At 63.9% G+C, this 17,278-nt stretch carries 18 protein-coding genes and 1 pseudogene; 12 read left to right on the forward strand and 7 right to left on the reverse strand.

Annotated features, from left to right (window positions below):
• Positions 1 to 9 precede the first annotated feature (9 nt).
• Together ABIG06_RS28215 and ABIG06_RS28220 are read right to left on the reverse strand one after the other, a co-directional pair.
• Positions 10 to 396: an ester cyclase gene (locus tag ABIG06_RS28215; RefSeq protein ID WP_370139404.1), complete on the reverse strand. Its 387-nt coding sequence runs from the start codon at positions 394 to 396 to the stop codon at positions 10 to 12.
• Between the two features lie 55 nt (positions 397 to 451).
• A complete protein-coding gene (locus ABIG06_RS28220; protein ID WP_370139405.1) occupies positions 452 to 1,324 on the reverse strand; it encodes a GNAT family N-acetyltransferase in 873 nt (290 codons plus the stop codon).
• A gap of 154 nt (positions 1,325 to 1,478) precedes the next feature.
• On the opposite strand from ABIG06_RS28220, the gene ABIG06_RS28225 reads away from it, so the two are divergent.
• From ABIG06_RS28225 to ABIG06_RS28240, 4 genes and pseudogenes are all read left to right on the forward strand, one after another.
• Positions 1,479 to 3,143 (forward strand): acetolactate synthase large subunit, encoded by a 1,665-nt coding sequence (locus ABIG06_RS28225; protein ID WP_370139406.1) that lies wholly within the window; start codon positions 1,479 to 1,481, stop codon positions 3,141 to 3,143.
• Positions 3,144 to 3,315: 172 nt separating this feature from the next.
• Positions 3,316 to 3,663: a Lin0512 family protein gene (locus ABIG06_RS28230; RefSeq protein WP_018646107.1), complete on the forward strand. Its 348-nt coding sequence runs from the start codon at positions 3,316 to 3,318 to the stop codon at positions 3,661 to 3,663.
• Between the two features lie 4 nt (positions 3,664 to 3,667).
• Positions 3,668 to 4,360: a GNAT family N-acetyltransferase gene (locus ABIG06_RS28235; protein WP_370139407.1), complete on the forward strand. Its 693-nt coding sequence runs from the start codon at positions 3,668 to 3,670 to the stop codon at positions 4,358 to 4,360.
• Between the two features lie 69 nt (positions 4,361 to 4,429).
• Positions 4,430 to 5,614: pseudogene (locus ABIG06_RS28240) on the forward strand (serine hydrolase domain-containing protein).
• A gap of 83 nt (positions 5,615 to 5,697) precedes the next feature.
• On the opposite strand, the gene ABIG06_RS28245 reads toward ABIG06_RS28240, so the two are convergent.
• Complete coding sequence (locus ABIG06_RS28245; RefSeq protein ID WP_370139408.1) at positions 5,698 to 7,038, reverse strand: RtcB family protein; 1,341 nt, start codon at positions 7,036 to 7,038, stop codon at positions 5,698 to 5,700.
• A 109-nt stretch (positions 7,039 to 7,147) separates the two neighbouring features.
• Positions 7,148 to 8,473 carry a TROVE domain-containing protein gene (locus ABIG06_RS28250; RefSeq protein WP_370139409.1) on the reverse strand — a complete coding sequence of 442 codons (1,326 nt, stop codon included), beginning with the start codon at positions 8,471 to 8,473 and terminating at the stop codon, positions 7,148 to 7,150.
• 1,220 nt (positions 8,474 to 9,693) lie between these two features.
• Between ABIG06_RS28250 and ABIG06_RS28255 the strand changes: the two genes are divergently transcribed.
• Positions 9,694 to 10,359 (forward strand): DUF429 domain-containing protein, encoded by a 666-nt coding sequence (locus ABIG06_RS28255; protein WP_370140923.1) that lies wholly within the window; start codon positions 9,694 to 9,696, stop codon positions 10,357 to 10,359.
• A gap of 2 nt (positions 10,360 to 10,361) precedes the next feature.
• Here ABIG06_RS28255 and ABIG06_RS28260 read toward each other — a convergent pair whose 3' ends face one another.
• Positions 10,362 to 10,574, reverse strand: coding sequence for a hypothetical protein (locus tag ABIG06_RS28260; protein ID WP_124158844.1), 213 nt, complete (start codon positions 10,572 to 10,574; stop codon positions 10,362 to 10,364).
• 166 nt (positions 10,575 to 10,740) lie between these two features.
• Between ABIG06_RS28260 and ABIG06_RS28265 the strand changes: the two genes are divergently transcribed.
• Both ABIG06_RS28265 and ABIG06_RS28270 read left to right on the forward strand, forming a co-directional pair.
• On the forward strand, positions 10,741 to 10,887 hold the full coding sequence (locus ABIG06_RS28265) for a hypothetical protein (protein ID WP_370139410.1): 147 nt from the start codon (positions 10,741 to 10,743) through the stop codon (positions 10,885 to 10,887).
• A gap of 89 nt (positions 10,888 to 10,976) precedes the next feature.
• A complete protein-coding gene (locus ABIG06_RS28270) occupies positions 10,977 to 11,681 on the forward strand; it encodes a glutathione S-transferase family protein (protein WP_370139411.1) in 705 nt (234 codons plus the stop codon).
• Positions 11,682 to 11,687: 6 nt separating this feature from the next.
• Here ABIG06_RS28270 and ABIG06_RS28275 read toward each other — a convergent pair whose 3' ends face one another.
• Positions 11,688 to 12,059, reverse strand: a complete 372-nt coding sequence (locus tag ABIG06_RS28275) for a tRNA-binding protein (RefSeq protein WP_124158846.1) — start codon at positions 12,057 to 12,059, stop codon at positions 11,688 to 11,690.
• 99 nt (positions 12,060 to 12,158) lie between these two features.
• Between ABIG06_RS28275 and ABIG06_RS28280 the strand changes: the two genes are divergently transcribed.
• Positions 12,159 to 12,518, forward strand: coding sequence for an ArsC family reductase (locus ABIG06_RS28280; RefSeq protein WP_370139412.1), 360 nt, complete (start codon positions 12,159 to 12,161; stop codon positions 12,516 to 12,518).
• A gap of 3 nt (positions 12,519 to 12,521) precedes the next feature.
• Here ABIG06_RS28280 and ABIG06_RS28285 read toward each other — a convergent pair whose 3' ends face one another.
• Positions 12,522 to 13,202: a hypothetical protein gene (locus tag ABIG06_RS28285; RefSeq protein WP_370139413.1), complete on the reverse strand. Its 681-nt coding sequence runs from the start codon at positions 13,200 to 13,202 to the stop codon at positions 12,522 to 12,524.
• A gap of 307 nt (positions 13,203 to 13,509) precedes the next feature.
• Between ABIG06_RS28285 and ABIG06_RS28290 the strand changes: the two genes are divergently transcribed.
• The 4 genes from ABIG06_RS28290 (at position 13,510) to ABIG06_RS28305 (ending at position 17,277) form a co-directional block, all read left to right on the forward strand.
• Positions 13,510 to 14,265: an ABC transporter ATP-binding protein gene (locus ABIG06_RS28290; RefSeq protein WP_014495850.1), complete on the forward strand. Its 756-nt coding sequence runs from the start codon at positions 13,510 to 13,512 to the stop codon at positions 14,263 to 14,265.
• Complete coding sequence (locus tag ABIG06_RS28295; RefSeq protein WP_370139414.1) at positions 14,258 to 15,004, forward strand: ABC transporter ATP-binding protein; 747 nt, start codon at positions 14,258 to 14,260, stop codon at positions 15,002 to 15,004. The genes ABIG06_RS28290 and ABIG06_RS28295 overlap by 8 nt, the downstream gene beginning before the upstream one ends.
• 113 nt (positions 15,005 to 15,117) lie before the next feature.
• Entirely contained in the window at positions 15,118 to 16,341 is a 1,224-nt protein-coding gene (locus ABIG06_RS28300) for an ABC transporter substrate-binding protein (protein WP_370139415.1), read from the forward strand.
• 72 nt (positions 16,342 to 16,413) lie between these two features.
• On the forward strand, positions 16,414 to 17,277 hold the full coding sequence (locus ABIG06_RS28305) for a branched-chain amino acid ABC transporter permease (RefSeq protein WP_124158850.1): 864 nt from the start codon (positions 16,414 to 16,416) through the stop codon (positions 17,275 to 17,277).
• Position 17,278 lies beyond the last annotated feature (1 nt).

Below are 17,278 nucleotides of genomic sequence, written 5' to 3' on the forward strand. Positions count from 1 at the left end.
GACGCGGCGTCAGAGCTGCGCCTCGATCGCGGTCTTGTCGATCGCCGACCAGACCTGCCGGATCTTTTGGTCCTGAAGCTCGTAGAACACGTTCTCGCAAAAGGACACGCGCCTTCCATTGACCGCAAGACCCAGGAATGTCCCGGCCGGGGTGCAATCAAAGTTCAGCCGGGCCGCGATGCGGGGAGGATCGGAGATCAGCATCTCGATGTGGAACTGCAGATCCGGGATCTCCCGAACGTCCCGTTCGAGCATCGCGCGATAACCGGCCAGCCCAAAGGGCCGGGCGTTGTGGATGACTTCCTCATGCACGAACTGTCCGAGGGCCGGCCAGTCCCGCCGGTTCAGGCAGGCGATGTAGTCGCGGTAGATGGCGGCAAGGTCGTCTCTCGTCATATCGAAGCTCCTGGGGCTTCGATCATAACGCGCTGACATCGCGAACCGGTCCGGCTCAGAGGCGCTTCTCGAAGAAGAGGTCCGGATAGGGATCATCGTTGAAGCGGGGGATCTCGCGCCAGCCCGTGCTGCGATAGAGCTGACCGGCTTCGGGCAGCGCGCTGTTGGTGTCGAGCCGCAGCAGCGTGATGCCGAGTTCCCGCGCTGCGCTCTCGGCCGCATGCATCAGGCGCCGCCCGAGCCGCAATCCGCGCGCGGCAGGCGCCACCCACAGCCGCTTGATCTCGGCATAGCCGTGATCGGTTCCCTTCAAGCCGACGCAGCCGATCGGCAGCCTGTCCGATATCGCGACGATGAAGGTGCCGCGCGGGCGGCGCATGTCCTTGGCATCGGGATCGCGCGACAGCGAGACGTCGAAGCCCTGGCTGAAGCGACGGCCGAGCTCGGCATAGTATTCGCCGAGGCAGTAGCGCGCTTCCTCGCATCGCGGATCGATCTCGTCCAGCGTGACGCGCTCGCGCGTCAGTGCAGAGGCGATCAGGTCCATCGCCGCCAGCAGCGCCTCGCGCTGCGAATGTTGCGCGAGAAAGCCTTCAGCCTGCGCGTTCGACAGCGCCTCATAGGCCGCGAATTCGCGACGGCCCGCCCGCGTGAGCTTTGCCATGCGCCGGCGGGCATCGTCTTCACGCGCGGTGGTCTCGATCAGGCCTTCGTCTTCGAGGCTGCGGAGCAGCCGGCTCATCAACCCCGAATCGAGACCGAGATAGTCGCGGATTTCCGCCACGTCCGAGCGCCCGTGCCCGATCGCATTGAGCACCCGCGCCGCCCCAAGCGGCCGGCTGCGCCCGAGGAACGAATTGTCGAGCGCACCGACAGCAGAAGTGACGGCCCGGTTGAAGCGGCGGACGCGGGAGACGGGGTCGAGCATGATATCTGACTTTAGTCAGATATCCGGGGCTGTCAATCGGCCGAGAGTTGGTCGGCCGGCGCGCTCCTCATTGTGAGTTGTTACCTGGCTGCGGGCGACTACCATGCGCAGGCTCTACTGGAACTCAAGAGCCGGCACGGCAAGCGGAGACGACATGAGCGGGCAGGAGCGCAAGGTGAAGGGTTCGGATCTATTCGTCGCCGCCCTGGAGAATGAAGGTGTCGATCGCATCTTCGGCATACCCGGCGAGGAGAATCTTGATCTGGTCGAATCGCTGCGCGCCTCCAGGATCGAGCTGGTCCTGACCCGCCACGAGCAGGCCGCCGCCTTCATGGCGGCCACGCATGGGCGGCTGACCGGCAAGCCCGGCGTTTGTCTGTCGACGCTGGGCCCTGGTGCTCTCAACCTGTCGACCGGCGCCGCCTACGCGCATCTCGGTGCGATGCCGATGATCCTGATCACCGGCCAGAAGCCGATCATGAGCAGCCGGCAGGCGCGCTTCCAGATCGTGGACGTGGTCGCGACCATGAAGCCGCTGACGAAGCTGTCGCGGCAGATCGTCAGTGCCTCCAGCATTCCCACCGTGGTGCGCGATGCGTTCCGCGCCGCGATGGAGGAGCGCCCTGGGCCGGTGCATCTCGAACTGCCCGAGGACATCGCGGGTGACGAAGTATCGCCGGTTCCCGTGATCCCGGTTCATCCGATCGAAATTCCGGTTGCCCATCGCGTCGCGCTCGATCGGGCCGCCGATCTGATTTTGGCCGCAAGGCGTCCGCTGGTGATGATGGGCGCGGCGACCAGCCGGCCGGGCTCGACGCACGGCATCGCGAGTTTCGTGCGTCGCACCGGCATTCCGTTCTTCACGACGCAGATGGGCAAGGGGACCGTGCCCGGCGGCACCAACCTCTACATGGGTACTGCGGCGCTGTCCGAGCGGGATTACGTCCACGATGCGATCGACGCCGCCGACTTGATCGTCGCCATCGGGCACGATCCCGTCGAGAAGCCGCCTTTCATCATGGGGCCTTCGGACCTGAAGGTCATTCACGTCAGCTACACGCCGGCGAGCGTCGAGCAGGTCTATTTCCCCGATGCCGAGGTCGTCGGGGACGTTGGCCCGAGCCTGGAGCTGCTGGCGGATCGGCTCGAAGGCAAGCTGCCGCAGGCCGCGGCGCTGCTCCCGTTGCGCGAAGAGATCCTGGGGCATATTGCCGATCGTGCCACCGAGGCGCGCTGGCCGCCGACGCCGCAGCGCATCGTGCACGACATCCGCCAGGTGATTCCTGAGAACGGCATCGTCGCGCTCGACAACGGCATGTACAAGATCTGGTTCGCGCGCAACTACCGCACTCGCGTCGCCAACACGCTGCTGCTCGACAATGCGCTGGCGACCATGGGCGCCGGCCTGCCGTCGGCGATGATGGCCGCGATGCTCTATCCCGACCGCCGCGTGCTCGCCGTTGCCGGCGACGGCGGCTTCATGATGAACAGCCAGGAGATGGAGACGGCGGTCCGCCTCAAGCTCAATCTGGTCGTGCTCGTGCTGGAGGACAACGCTTACGGCATGATCCGCTGGAAGCAGGCCGTCGATCACTTCGCCGACTACGGCATGACCTTTGGCAATCCCGACTTCGTCCTCTACGCGAAGGCTTACGGGGCGAAAGGGCATCGGATCGAGAGCATCGACCGCTTCGTCCCGACTCTGGAGGCGGCATTCGAGGAGGGCGGCGTGCATCTGGTCTCGATCCCGATCGACTATTCGGAGAACGTGCGGGTGCTCGTCGACGAGTTGCGCGCGCATGAGAAATCGAAGGCGTGAGGACCGCGGACTCGTGCCCCGGACGCAGCGCAGCGCCTCTTCGGCTCTGCGCAGCAACGCAAGAGCATTGCAGTGCATCCGGGACACGAGAGGATGACCGAACTTGTGTCGCGGTCTCACATCGCCGACACTCATAATCATTCAATCACTCAAACAACCACAGGACTATGAAATGACCCGCGTTCGTTGTGTCACCGAGATGGGCATGGGCGTCGACGTTCACGGCAGGGACGCCACCAAGGCAGCCAAGCGTGCCGTGTCGGATGCCATCAGGCATTCGAGCCTCGGCTTCTTCCGCATGATCGGCAAGACCGCGAACGACATGTTCGTCGATGTCACGATCGGGGTGCCCAATCCCGAGGCGGTGGACAAGGAAGCCGTCGCCAAGGAGCTGCCTTACGGCACGGTGACCGTGACTGCGGTCAAGGGCGGGCTGGAGATTCCCTCGGCCACGGAAGTGGCCAACGACCCCATCCTCATCGCCAATGCTGCCGTCATCGTCAGCTTCGACAAGGACTAGGCCGGTGTCCGACAGCGATGAGGCGCTGCTGGATCGTCCGATCTGGAGCGCGTTGACGACGAGCCAGAAGCATTTGGCCGAGGGCGGGCCGCGGGCTCTGCGCTATCCCGTGGACATGACGCCATTTGCCGACATGGCCGACATGTCCGCGGAAAGTTTTGCGGCGCTCGGCGATCTCATGTCGGTCTCGCAAGTCGCGGGGCTGTTCACGCCCGAGCCGGTCGAAATTCCCGCCGGCTTCAAGGTGCTGCTCGCCGAACCCGGCGAACAGATGATCGGCTCGCCCGCCGACACTGCGCTGCGCGATGCCGAGATCATCCGCCTGAGCGCGACTGACGTTCCCGCCATGATGGCGCTGACCGAGCTGACCAAGCCCGGGCCGTTCGCGGCGCGGACGCACGAGCTCGGCACCTTCCTCGGCATCCGCGCGCGCGGCGAGCTGGTCGCCATGGCCGGCGAGCGGATGAAGCCGGGCAATTTCACCGAGATGACGGCGGTCTGCGTACATCCCGATCATCGCGGCCGCGGTTACGCACAGGGGTTGCTCGCCGCCATCGCGCGCCAGATCGAGGCGCGCGGCGAAATCCCGTTCCTGCACGTGTTTTCGAGCAATACGTCCGCGATTGCGCTGTACCAGCGGCAGGGCATGCGAATTCGGCGCCGGCTGCAGGTCACCGTGCTGATGAAGCAGGGATGAGCTGCACTGTGGGCTTCATATCGCGGCAAATCGCGCTATATCGATTCCAACCACAATTGGGGGGAGCACATGGACGCCAGGACGCCTGATTTTTCCGCCGTACGGACGGCGATGCAGCGCTACGTCGATCAGGAGATCATTCCCGGCGTATCCTGGGCGGTGCTGCGCGGCCGCGAGGTGGTCGATCAGCAATGCGTCGCTTTGCCGATCGCGAGGCCAACACTGCGCTGCGGCCCGACCATATCTTCCGCGCGTTTTCCAACACCAAGATCTTCATCACCTGCGCGATCATGCTGCTGGTGGAGAAGGCCGCATCGGGCTCGATGATAGAATCGAGAAATTCCTGCCGCAGCTCGGCAATCGCAAGGTGCTCAAGCAGGGCGCTTCGAGCCTTGCCGATGTCGAGCCGGCGAAGAGCCCGATCACGATCCGCCAGCTTCTGACCCACACCTCCGGCCTCAGCTACGGCATCTTCGATCCCGGCACGGTACTGTTCAGGGGTACAACGATGCACGTGTGCTCAATCCTCTGACCCCGCTCTCGGACCTGATCGACAGGCTGGCTGATCTGCCGCTGTGCTATCATCCCGGCACGGCCTGGGAATATTCGGTGGCGACCGACGTGCTCGGCCGTGTCGTGGAGGTCGTCTCCGGCCAGGCGCTCGATGTCTTTCTCAAAGCGCGCATCTTCGACCCGCTCGGCATGATCAATACCGGATTCCACGTGCCGGAGGCGCAGCAGGGCAGACTGGTCGCGCTCTACAATGGCGCTGACGTGCTTGATCCTATGAAGCCGGGTCTCACGCGTGCCGACAATCTTCCCTTTCCGCAGGCCTATCGGCGGCCGTTCCCGAGGCTCTCGGGCGGCGGCGGTCTGGTCTCGACCTTGCCTGATATGCTCGCACTGGTGCGTGCGCTGCTACCCGGGTCTGATGCGCTACTGAAGCCGGACACGCTGCGGCAGATGATGACGAACCAGTTGCCCGCCGGCCAGACCATCCGTTTCGCAACTCTCGGGCCGATCCCCGGCAAGGGCTTCGGTCTCGGCGGCGCCGTGACCTTTGCGCCCGCGCCGTTCGACCCTCCGAATTCGACCGGCGAATTCCAGTGGGGCGGTCTTGCCGGCACCCATTGGTGGATCTGCCCCGAGGCCAATACTGCGGGTGTGCTGATGGCCCAGCGCTACATGGGCTTCTGGAATCCGTTCTTCTTCGAGTTCAAGCGCCTGGCCTTTCAGGCAGTCGGCGCGGGCTGACGCGAGAGGCGGCTCGTTCGTCTGTCGGGCTGCGACAAGGGCAAAGCGAGCGGGAGGGTTGGGCCTCCCGCTCGTCGTTGTCGTCAGTCCTTCCAGGGATCGAACTCGCCTTCGCCGGCCATGGCGACGGCGAACGGCCGCAACGTGTGCAGCACCTTCACGGTGCCGGCGTGTTGCGCCAGCACGTCCGGTAGGCGGCGATAGGCCATCGGACTCTCGTCGAGGTCGGCACCGATCAAGGTGACGCCGCGCTCGTTCAGCCAACGGTCCATCTCCTCGCGCGAGAAGCGCCGCTTCGCCTCACGTCGTCCGAATAGGCGGCCGGCGCCGTGCACGGTCGAGTAGAGCGAGGCCCTGGCTTCCGGGCTGTCGACGCCTTCGAGAATGACGGCGTCGTCGCCCATCGAGCCGCCGACGAACCCCTTCTGGCCGGGAAACGCCGGCGTCGCGCCCTTGCGCACCACCCACAAATCCTTGCCGTCGTGGGTCTCACGCCAGGCATAATTGTGGTGGTTGTGCACGCTCTCGGTCACGCTGCCGCCGATGATCCGGCGGACGCGCTCGACCACCCACTCGCGGCCCGCATAGGCGTAGCGCCCGGCGAGCTGCATCGCCGCGATGTAGCGGCGGCCGAGCTCGCTGTCCTCGTCGACCACGGCGGGCGGGACGTTCATGCCGTCCTTGCCGCCGGCGGCCTTGAGGTAGCGCGTCGCGGAGGTATGTCCGAGGCCGCGGCTTCCGAAGTGGACGCCGATCCAGACGAAGCCTTCCTCGTCGCGCATGAGATCGACATAGTGGTTGCCCGATCCGACCGTGCCGAGCTGCTTCACCGCCTTCTGACGGTAGTCCTCCATGTCGCTTTCGCGCCAGGCGTCGCCGTCGTCGAACAGGTTGTGCTCGGCCCGTTCGGCGTTGGCTCGTCCGACGCCGAACGAGATCACCTTGGCGACGTCGCGGATGATCGTGGGGGCGATCTCCGCAATGTCGTCGAAGCGGGTGTCGAGCCGAGCCGCCATGTTGCCGCAGCCGATGTCGAAGCCGACCCCGGAGATGCTGATCTGCTTCTCATAGGCGATGACCCCGCCGACCGGCTGGGCGTAACCGAGATGGCCGTCGGCGCAGATCACGCCGGAGACGACGTTGCCGATCGCCATGCAATTGCGCATCTGCGCAATCGTCGCCTCCTCGTGCGGGCCGAACACCTTCAGCGGCGCATTCTGGAAGCGGGCGTCCTGTGTCCGGAACGCGGCGATCGAGCTCGCGGTCGCGTTGGCCTCGCGGGCAAGATGCTCCTTGCGCGCGGCGTCCTTGTACAGGCACCAGGCCGGCTGGCCGCGTCCTTCGCCGACGCGCGAGTCGGGATCGATACCGGCGGCGAGGCAGAGCTCGCGGGCGCGTTCCATGTAGGGATCGGGTCGTCGCATGGTCCTAGGTCCTTGTCATTCCGCGCGCACCATAACGGGGGGGCGGATCGTTTCAGAGATTTCGCTGGCCCCGGGCGCGTCTCGCGTCCGGGGCCGTTGTCGTCGCGCATCAGTTCAACGCCGTCTCGGACGCTGCGATCCACGCGACCACGGCCTCGGAGAAGCCGTTGACGCGGGTCCAGGCGCCGTGACCGACACCATGCTGATACGAGGCCACGTTGACCATGGTGCCGCGCGCCTTGGGCTCGGGCACCTGATCGTGGCTCTGCTCGTCGGTGAAGACGATCAGGCGATCGCCCTTGCCGTCGATCTCCGTCACCGCCTTGCCGAGATACGTGCCGCCATGCGGCTGCGAGTTGATGATCGCATCCCGCAGCGCGAAGCCGCGGCGGGGCGGGACCTTCACGACCTCATTGCTGAAGGTGAAGATCTCGACCTCGTCGCAGATCTCGCGCACGAGGATGGCAAGACCACACGCCGCCTCTGCACGCGTCATTTCCGACTGCGCGGAGAGGGGCGTGAACATCGAGCCGGACACGTCGATCAGGAGCCGCGTCAGGCCCGGAAGCCGCACATGGTCCTTGACCGACTTGAGCATCGCAGCCTCGAGCTCGGGCTCGAAGTCCGGTGCATAGCGCGCCGCCGTGATGAAGCGATAGGGCAGGATACGATCCGTCCGCATCGCCTTGAGCGCGCCTGCGATGGTCTCGCGCGAGACCTGCGCGTTCTGCATCAGCCGCAGATTGCGCAGCAGCGCCAGGCCGCCGAGCTTCCGCTCCGCGATCAGCCGCTCGAAGGTCTCGCGCTTGCTCTTGCCGGCCGAGAGCGAAACCTCCCAGGTGTCGGGAGAAGGCAGTTCACCGTCGATGAGCTGCTTCCACACCTTCTCCTGCTCGGCATCCCTGGGCTTGGCGTGCACCAGGAACAGCACGTCCCTGATCCGCACCGAGCCGTCGCGGTCCCACTTGGCGAGCTGATAGGCGTCGAACTTGGTCAGCGCGCGGGCAAGACCCTTCTTGACCTGCGCGGAGATCGGCTGACGCTTGCGCTGCTGCTGGGGCCCCAGCGCATCCGCCCAGTAGATCGCGAGCAGCTCTGTCATCTCGTCGGGCCGCTGGATCACGCGGGCGAGCGTGTCGGCGACGAGGGTGCGGTGCTTCTCGCTGCGCGCCATCTCGCGGATGACGAGCAGCGGCGCGTGCCGCAGCTTCATCACCTCGCGCGCCTCGATCGCAAGCTGCGCGACGCGCGCGGGCGCGACCTTGGGCACGAGTGCCTTGATGCGGTCGGCGATGGCGACGCCGTCCTCGTAGAACTGGTTCTCCCACAGGAGGCAGTTCATCAGTGCGCGCTTCAGCTCCATCTCGGGCGTGAAGCGGATTGCGCGCGCGCCCTCCCGCGTGAAGGCACGAGCGATCTTGTTGAGCCTGACCATGACGGCCTCCTCTTGGGTTGATGGGCGAATGAAAAGGGGGCCGGGGAACAAGCGAGGCTGTTCGTGCTCTACCCACTGAGCTACGGACTTGCGTCCGGGAGGGTTCGAACCTCCGACACCGAAGTAACAGCGCTCTTCACCACCGGCGGTGGCTAAGGGACACGATCCGGGAACGGGCGATTGCTGTACCCGACGAGCCGAAGCTCGCCGGAAAGCGCTCTATCCTCTGAGCTACCGGTGCATGGGACACCGGGCGGGATTCGAACCCGCGACCTCTCGCGTTGCAGGCGAAGTAACAGGAATCTTCACCACGGATCGTGATGGGGTTGGCGGGGAACGGGCGATGCTGTTGCCGCTCCGAAGAGCAAGAACTGCTACGGCATTTCAGCCGGCGAGATTCGAACCCACGACCTCCGTCCCGGCAAGCCGGGACGGCGCTCTACCGAAGTAACAGACATCTTCACCACCGCCAGGCCGATGCTTTCGCGTCCGCCTTTGATGGGTGCGCTGGGGAACGGGCGATATCGGCTTTCAGTGACGACAACACAGTCGCCCTCCTTGCGGACGGATCCCGTGCCGGGCCGCGTGCGTACCTTTTCCGAGGCCGCATCCCGGTGCGTGTGTCAAAGGCGGGAGGCATACCCGCTTTGCCGGGTGGAGAAGTATCCGACATCTTCACCACCAGCGTCGGTTGAGCCGCGATCTCTCACGGCAAACCGAGTTACAAAAAATTCGATTGCGGCGCTGTCGACGCGCCGCATGATGCGAACCCTTTTGGGTTCGCTCTGCCATCGGTGTCCGGCTCATCGCCTCGTTCCCTCCGGCAGGCCCCGCGCACCTGGGCGCGCGCCTCTCCAGCGCGAGCCCCGAGATCCGGGTCTCTCGTTCCGGCCCTCGCCGGGATGTTCGGTTGGGCCGCGCGGCGGGCAACAAAAAACCCTCCGGAGCGGCAGGCTCGGGAGGGTCCGTGAGAAGCGGACGGTCGATCTTGCGGTCAGGCAAGATCGCTCCCATGAGCCGGGCATGCAAAATCGACTGGCCGTAGGCCATTCGATATGCGGACAATTCTTTCGTAGCGGTATGACATCGCTCGGTTCATGGTGTCTGTCGCAAGCGGAAGTGCTTGCGAGGGCGCGGGACATACGCCCGCAACTTGCGGATGTCAAGCAAGGCGCGTGTGGAAATTGCAGGACATTGACGACAAGACACGGATGCCTGTCGTGCCAACCTATCTCGGTCTCGACGGATTTCGCTTCGGTTGGGTCGCTGCCTGGATCGATGAGCGTGGCGATCATGGCTTCGATTACTCGCCGGGCCTGACGCGCCTGCTCGCGCTGCCGCATGTGCGTGCGATGATCGACATGCCGATCGGCTTGAATCCAGGCGGCTATCGCGCGTGCGATCTGCGTGCGCGCGAGCTGATCGGCCCTGCCGTGTTTCTTGGCGCGCGGAGAGACCTCTGGAGCTTTCGCGATATGTCGGCGGCCAACCGCTTCTACTGGACGCATGAAAGCAAGGGCAGGGGAGTATCGGCGCAGCTCTGGAACATCCGGGACAAGATGAGAGAGGTCGACGAAGCCATGACGCCGACGCGGCAGGTGTCGATCGGCGAAGCGCATCCGGAGCTGATCTTCTGGAATCTCGCAGGGCGAGTGCGTCTCGCAAGGAAGACGTCGGCGCAGGGCCGCGAGCAGCGCATAGCGCTGCTGGCGCAACGCGGTTTCACGCGCCTGCAGAAATGGCTGACGCAACGCCACGGCACGGGTATCGGCCGCGAAGATCTCATCGACGCCTGTGCCTGCGCGGTCGCGGCACGTGACAGCACACAGCGCGTTGGTGGCGAGGAGTTCGATCCGCGCGGCTTGCGAATGGAGATCAATTTTTGAAGTCAGTCCTCCCGATCGCCATTGTCTTCGAAGTGGCCGTGACCATTGCGGCCGGGATTCGAGGAGACGTCCTCGTCGTCCAGTCTTGTTGCTCTCGCTTGGTACTCGTCGGCCATCGCTCGCAGCCGTTGCGCGGCTTCGCTGTGAGCGAGCTCGTTCGCTACGCGGCGACAGCGTTCGGCGTGATCGAGCAGGGCGCGTTTTTCGATGTTCATCCAGCAACAACGCTCGAGGACGCCATTGGTCCCTGTGCGGGATGCCGGAACAGCGCGAAGGCCTCGCAGCAAAATACGGGAAAAAATAGCAACATTTTCGTGTCACTTCGGAACGTGGCGCTTGAGCCGACGTTTTACGCCAAGGGCTGTCGAGGGACAAAATGCCATGTACGACGTGCGCCAATTGGCGACCGCGATGCTGACGATCGCCTTTACGGCCCTGCTGTTGATCACGGGGGAATGGTTCATCGAGTATCGACTCCAGCATGAAGCAACGACCCCGACCGTGGTGGTGGCAACGCTGCCGCCATAGGCACAGGTTAGCCGGGACGAAGTGTGACTTGCGCCGCACGGCGCCTCGCCTAGATTGAGCATGCCTCAGTCCATGCACCAAAGGTCCCGATGTCCGATCTGTCCGCCTTTCCCATCACCAAACGTTGGCCGGCGAAACATCCCGAACTGCTTCAGCTCTATTCCTTGCCCACGCCGAACGGCGTCAAGGTCTCGATCATGCTGGAGGAGATCGGACTCCCCTACGAAGTCCATCTGGTCGATTTCGGCAAGGACGATCAGAAGACACCGGAGTTTCTGTCGCTCAATCCGAACGGCAAGATCCCCGCGATCCTCGATCCCAACGGTCCCGGGGGCAGGCCGCTGCCGCTGTTCGAGTCCGGAGCGATCCTGCAATACCTTGCGGAGAAGACCGGCAAGCTCCTGCCCGAGGATGCTGCGCGGCGCTACCAGACCATCCAGTGGGTGCACTTTCAGATGGGCGGCATCGGGCCGATGTTCGGCCAGGTCGGCTTCTTTCACAAATTCGCCGGCAAGGATTTCGAGGACAAGCGGCCCCTCGAACGTTACGTCAATGAGTCCAAACGCCTGCTCGGCGTGATGGAGATGCACCTTTCCGGCCGGCAGTGGTTCATGGATGACGACTACACCATCGCCGACATCTCCATGCTCGGCTGGGTGCGGAATCTCATTGGATTCTACGGCGCCGGCGATCTCGTGGATTTCGGCCAGTTCAAGGCGGTCGGTAGCTGGCTCGAACGCGGGCTGGCGCGTCCGGCGGTACAGCGCGGGCTGAACATTCCGAAGCGGCCGTGATCTTCCCTAGAACAGGCGTCCGCCGTTTGGCACAGGCTTGCTCGGCTGCACCAGCACGACCTTGCCGTTTGCGTCGGGAAAGCCGAGCGTCAGCACCTCGGAGACGACTGGGCCGATCTGGCGCGGCGGGAAATTGACGACGGCCGCAACCTGTTGCCCCACGAGGGTTTCGAGTGGGTGATTTTCGGTGATCTGGGCCGAGCTCTTGCGCACGCCGATGGCGGGTCCGAAATCGATCCAGAGACGCCAAGCCGGCTTGCGCGCCTCCGGAAACGGCTTGGCGTCGACGATTGTGCCGACACGGACATCGACCGCGAGGAAGCTGTTGAAGTCGATGGTTGGCGAGGCGGCGGCTGCGGGATCGTGGGTAACGTGCATGGGATGTCCGTTCGGAGAGGGTGGCCGCAATATTGTCGCGCGAGCCGGAGTTTCGTACAACACCACGCACAGCACGATACGCCATGCGCGAGGAACGTCTTGCCCAACATCATCTACGGTATCAAGAACTGCGACACCATGAAGAAGGCCCGTGCCTGGCTCGATGCCCATGACGTGCCTTACGAGTTTCACGACTACAAGGCGGCGGGCGTGGAGAAGGACAAGCTCAAGCAGTGGAGCGACAAGGTCGGGTGGGAGACGCTGCTCAATCGCGCCGGGACGACCTTCAAGAAGCTCCCCGACTCCGACAAGGTATGCCTCAGTGAGAAAAAGGCGTTGGCGTTGATGCTAGCGCAACCATCGATGATCAAGCGGCCGGTGCTGGAAATGGGCGGCAAGCTGCTGGTCGGCTTCAAGCCGGATGTCTATGCAAAGGAGGTCGGCGGCAAAGCGCGCTGACCGCTAGTTCAGCTCGATGATCTCGGCGGTGATGTCGGGACCCTGCTGGTCGCAGAACTCGACCGTCTCGGCGGACGCGATGCGGCCCGGGGCGCGATGAAACAGCTCGCGATCGATCACGGCGCGCATCTTTGGACGCGGCAGCGCGTCATTTCCGCGCATCAGATTCTTGATCTCGAAGCCGCCGTCCTCGCAGAACGTCTTGATCGAGGCGATGACGTGACAGACCTTGCCGTCGGTCTGGAAGGGCAGCAGCAGCCGTTCATAGGCGACCATGCGCCCGTAGATGTCCTCGACGTTGGCAACGCTGTAGACGGGCAGCCCACGTGCCACGCATTCATGGTAGATCGGCATCACGAGCGGCGCGAGTTGCGGCCCGATATAGTCGTCCAGCGGAACGCCCTTGCCGGTATGTCCATAGGCGTGCGAGATGCGTGTGCCCTCGCTCTGGATGATGAGGCGGGGCTTCGGCGTCGAAAATTCCACCGTATAGTAGATGAGATCCGAGAGCTCCTCCTCGAGTCGCGCGGGCTGATACTCCCAGATCGCCGGCGCGATCTGCTGGCGTGCATAAAGTCGCAGCCACGTGTTCAGGAGGTCGCGTTGCCGGATCGACTTGACGACGGAGGGAGCGGCGCCTGCAAAATCCAAAGCAATATTCTCCGCACGTGAAGAGGCATGCATGATCCCGCTTGTGGGAAAATTTTTGATGAAGGCTGGCGTACGGAACGAAAGACCGTTAACGACGGCTTGATGACCGGTGCCTTGCGAACCGGGAGGCCGGGCAGGCACGACATCGAGACGTCTCCGACTAAGGGAGCATTTGTATCCCAGCCGGAGGCCTGATCTGCTCAGCTTTCCGCCTTGCCTAACCCCCGTCACCTCCGGCATATTCCGCGCCCGGAGGCGGCGCCCCGGGTGGGCTGCAAGTCCTCCGGACAGCCGAAGCAACAAGGACAGCCACGCGCCTCGCGGGCAGGGGGAAATCTGTTTGGCCGATGAGTTCATTCTCGAAACGGAAGGCTTGACCAAGGAGTTTGCGGGCTTCTTCGCCGTCCGCGACGTTGCGCTCAAGGTTCGCCGTGGGAGCATTCATGCGTTGATCGGCCCGAACGGGGCCGGCAAGACGACCTGCTTCAATCTTTTGACCAAGTTCCTCAAACCGTCGGCCGGAAAGATCCTCTACAAGGGGCAGGACATCACGGCGATGGCGCCGGCCGACGTGGCCCGCTTGGGTCTTGTGCGTTCATTCCAGATTTCGGCGGTATTTCCGCATCTCACCGCGCTGGAAAACGTCCGTGTCGCGCTGCAGCGCCAGCACGGCTCTTCGTTCGATTTCTGGCGTTCCAAGTCCGTGCTCAATCGCTTCAACGATCGCGCGCGCGAGCTGCTGAACGATGTCGGCCTCAGCGAGTTTGCGAACACGCCCGCGGTCGAAATGCCCTACGGGCGCAAACGCGCACTTGAGATTGCAACCACGCTCGCGCTCGACCCAGAGATGATGCTGCTCGACGAGCCGATGGCCGGCATGGGCCACGAGGACATCGACAAGATCGCGGCGCTGATCAAGCGTATCTCGGCGAAATACACCATCCTCATGGTCGAGCATAATTTGAGCGTCGTGGCCAATCTCTCCGACATCATCACCGTGCTGACGCGCGGGCAGGTGCTCGCGCAGGGTCATTACTCCGAGCTCACCAAGGACGAGCGCGTCAAGGAAGCCTATCTGGGAGCCGGTCATGCCTGACACTGCGATCGCCGAGGCTCCGGCCAGGGCTGCGAGCGGCGGAAACATCCTTCAAGTCCGCAACCTCGAAGCCTGGTACGGCGAGTCCCACATCCTGCACGGGATCAACTTCGACGTGAACGCGGGCGAGGTCGTCACCTTGCTCGGGCGCAACGGCGCCGGCAAGACGACCACGCTGAAGTCGATCATGGGCATCATCGGCAAGCGCTCCGGTTCGGTGAAGTTCAACAACCAGGAGATCATTCGCGCGACCTCCGACAGGATCGCACGCATGGGCATCGCGTTCTGCCCGGAAGAGCGGGGCATATTCGCCAGCCTCGACGTGCGGGAGAATTTGATGTTGCCGCCGGTCGTCCGCGAGGGCGGACTGCCGCTCGACCAGATCTTCGATCTGTTTCCGAACCTGAAGGAGCGGCTGAACAGCCAGGGCACCAAGCTGTCGGGCGGCGAGCAGCAGATGCTCGCGATCGCGCGCATCCTGCGCACCGGCGCGAGCTTCCTGATGCTGGACGAGCCGACCGAGGGCCTCGCGCCCGTCATCATCCAGCAGATCGGTCACACCATCGCGCGGCTCAAGAAGGAGGGGTTCACGATCCTCCTGGTCGAGCAGAACTTCCGCTTCGCATCCACCGTCGCCGACCGCTACTACGTGGTCGAGCACGGCAAGATCATTGACGGATTCTCCAACGCGGAGCTTGCCGCCAACATGGACAAGCTCCACAACTATTTGGGCGTCTAGAGCATGATCGGGATGCGGAGGGCCGCGTCAGCGCAAAGTGCGTAGCGGTTTTCCGAACAGATCGTGCTCGAGTTGAAGAACTGCCAACGAGAAAATTCAAAAAGGAAAGTTGCATGAAGACCAGGTCGATTGCGTCATTGCTGCTGACCACCGCGCTCACCTTCGCCGCAACAGGCCTCGCGTCGGCGCAGGACAAGACGGTCAAGATCGGCGCGCTGTCCGATCAGTCCGGGCTCTACGCCGATCTCGGCGGCCCCGGCTCGACGCTTGCCGCGCAGATGGCCGTCGAGGATTCCGGCCTGGCTGCGAAGGGCTGGAAGATCGACATCATCTCCGGCGATCACCAGAACAAGCCGGACATCGGCACCGCGATCGCGCGGCAGTGGTTCGACGTCGACAAGATCGATGTCATCGTCGACGTGCCGAATTCCGGCGTGGCGCTCGCCGTCAACAACGTCATCAAGGAGAAGAACGGCGTCTACATCAATTCGGGTGCGGCGACCTCCGATCTCACCAACGCGCAGTGCTCGCCCAACACCGTGCACTGGACCTACGACACCTACATGCTGGCGCACACGACCGGCCAGGCGCTGGTGAAGGCAGGTGGCGACACCTGGTTCTTCCTGACCGCGGACTATGCCTTCGGTGCTGCTCTCGAGCGCGACACCACGGCGGTGGTCACGGCCAACGGCGGCAAGGTGATCGGCGGCGTCAAGCATCCGCTCAACACGCCGGACTTCTCGTCCTTCCTGCTCCAGGCGCAGGCCTCCAAGGCCAAGATCATCGGCCTTGCCAACGCCGGTGGCGACACCACCAACACGATCAAGCAGGCGGCCGAGTTCGGCATCGTCAAGGGCGGCCAGAAGCTCGCGGCCCTCCTGCTCTTCCTCACCGACGTCAAGGCGATCGGCCTCGAGACGGCGCAGGGACTCAATTTCACCGAGACGTTCTACTGGGACATGAACGACAAGACCCGGGCGTTCTCCAAGCGCTTCGCCGAGAAGATGAAGAACAACGCGCCACCCACGATGGTGCAGGCGGGGGTTTATGCCGGCGTGCGCCACTATCTCAAGGCCCTCGAAGCGCTCGGCGGCAACCCGCATGACGGCGTCAAGGTCGTCGAGAAGATGAAGTCGATGCCGACCGAGGACGATCTGTTCGGCAAGGGCGAGATCCAGCCCAACGGCCGCACCATCCACGACGCCTATCTGTTCGAGGTGAAGAAGCCCTCGGAGTCCAAGGGGCCATGGGACTTCTACAAGCTGGTGGGCACGGTGCCGGGCGACCAGGCTTTCACGCCATTGTCCGCGAGCAAATGCGCGCTGTTGAAGAAGTAAGATAACGGCCCGCAGGCCTTGAGGCCCGCGGGCGACTTTCAAGGAACGCCGAAGGGACCGGGTGCGGGATCGATGCAGGCTCTATACGCTCAGCTACTGGTGGGACTGATCAACGGCTCGTTCTACGCGCTGCTCAGTCTCGGGCTTGCCGTGATCTTCGGCATGCTCAACATCATCAACTTCGCCCATGGCGCGCTCTACATGATGGGCGCCTTCGTCGCCTATTTCCTGCTGAACCTCGGCGGGATCAGCTACTGGTGGGCGTTGCTGCTCGCGCCCATCATCGTCGGCATCTTCGGCATGATCCTGGAACGGACCATGCTGCAATGGCTGACGGGGCTCGATCACCTCTACGGCCTGCTGCTGACATTCGGCATCGCGCTGATCGTCCAGGGCGTGTTCCAGAACTATTTCGGCTCCTCCGGCCTGCCTTATGCCATTCCGGACCAGCTCAAGGGCGGCATGAATCTCGGCTTCATGTTCCTGCCGATCTATCGCGGCTGGGTCGTCGTGTTCTCCCTCGTCGTGTGCCTTGCGACCTGGTTCCTGATCGAGAAGACGCAGCTCGGCGCCTACCTGCGCGCCGCCACCGAGAACCCGACGCTGGTGCGCGCCTTCGGCATCAACGTGCCGCGCATGATCACGCTGACCTACGGTCTCGGCGTCGGCCTTGCGGCACTCGCCGGCGTGCTGTCGGCGCCGATCAACCAGGTGCGGCCGCTGATGGGCGCCGACCTCATCATCGTGGTGTTCGCGGTGGTCGTGATCGGCGGCATGGGTTCGATCATGGGCTCGATCATCACCGGCTTCGCGCTCGGCGTGATCGAGGGCCTGACCAAGTATTTCTACCCCGAGGCCTCCAACACCGTCGTGTTCGTGCTGATGGTGCTGGTGCTCTTGGTGAAGCCAACGGGATTGACGGGAAGGGCCGCCTGAG

Origin of the sequence: Bradyrhizobium sp. USDA 326 (assembly GCF_049739485.1) — a bacterium.
Lineage (GTDB): Bacteria > Pseudomonadota > Alphaproteobacteria > Rhizobiales > Xanthobacteraceae > Bradyrhizobium.

Coding starts and splice junctions, on each gene's coding strand:
- ABIG06_RS28215 (WP_370139404.1), bottom strand. CDS start 396: ATGACGAGAGACGACCTTGCCGCCATCTACCGCGACTACATCGCCTGC.
- ABIG06_RS28220 (WP_370139405.1), bottom strand. CDS start 1,324: ATGCTCGACCCCGTCTCCCGCGTCCGCCGCTTCAACCGGGCCGTCACT.
- ABIG06_RS28225 (WP_370139406.1), top strand. CDS start 1,479: ATGAGCGGGCAGGAGCGCAAGGTGAAGGGTTCGGATCTATTCGTCGCC.
- ABIG06_RS28230 (WP_018646107.1), top strand. CDS start 3,316: ATGACCCGCGTTCGTTGTGTCACCGAGATGGGCATGGGCGTCGACGTT.
- ABIG06_RS28245 (WP_370139408.1), bottom strand. CDS start 7,038: ATGCGACGACCCGATCCCTACATGGAACGCGCCCGCGAGCTCTGCCTC.
- ABIG06_RS28250 (WP_370139409.1), bottom strand. CDS start 8,473: ATGGTCAGGCTCAACAAGATCGCTCGTGCCTTCACGCGGGAGGGCGCG.
- ABIG06_RS28260 (WP_124158844.1), bottom strand. CDS start 10,574: ATGAACATCGAAAAACGCGCCCTGCTCGATCACGCCGAACGCTGTCGC.
- ABIG06_RS28265 (WP_370139410.1), top strand. CDS start 10,741: ATGTACGACGTGCGCCAATTGGCGACCGCGATGCTGACGATCGCCTTT.
- ABIG06_RS28270 (WP_370139411.1), top strand. CDS start 10,977: ATGTCCGATCTGTCCGCCTTTCCCATCACCAAACGTTGGCCGGCGAAA.
- ABIG06_RS28275 (WP_124158846.1), bottom strand. CDS start 12,059: ATGCACGTTACCCACGATCCCGCAGCCGCCGCCTCGCCAACCATCGAC.
- ABIG06_RS28285 (WP_370139413.1), bottom strand. CDS start 13,202: ATGCATGCCTCTTCACGTGCGGAGAATATTGCTTTGGATTTTGCAGGC.
- ABIG06_RS28295 (WP_370139414.1), top strand. CDS start 14,258: ATGCCTGACACTGCGATCGCCGAGGCTCCGGCCAGGGCTGCGAGCGGC.
- ABIG06_RS28300 (WP_370139415.1), top strand. CDS start 15,118: ATGAAGACCAGGTCGATTGCGTCATTGCTGCTGACCACCGCGCTCACC.
- ABIG06_RS28305 (WP_124158850.1), top strand. CDS start 16,414: ATGCAGGCTCTATACGCTCAGCTACTGGTGGGACTGATCAACGGCTCG.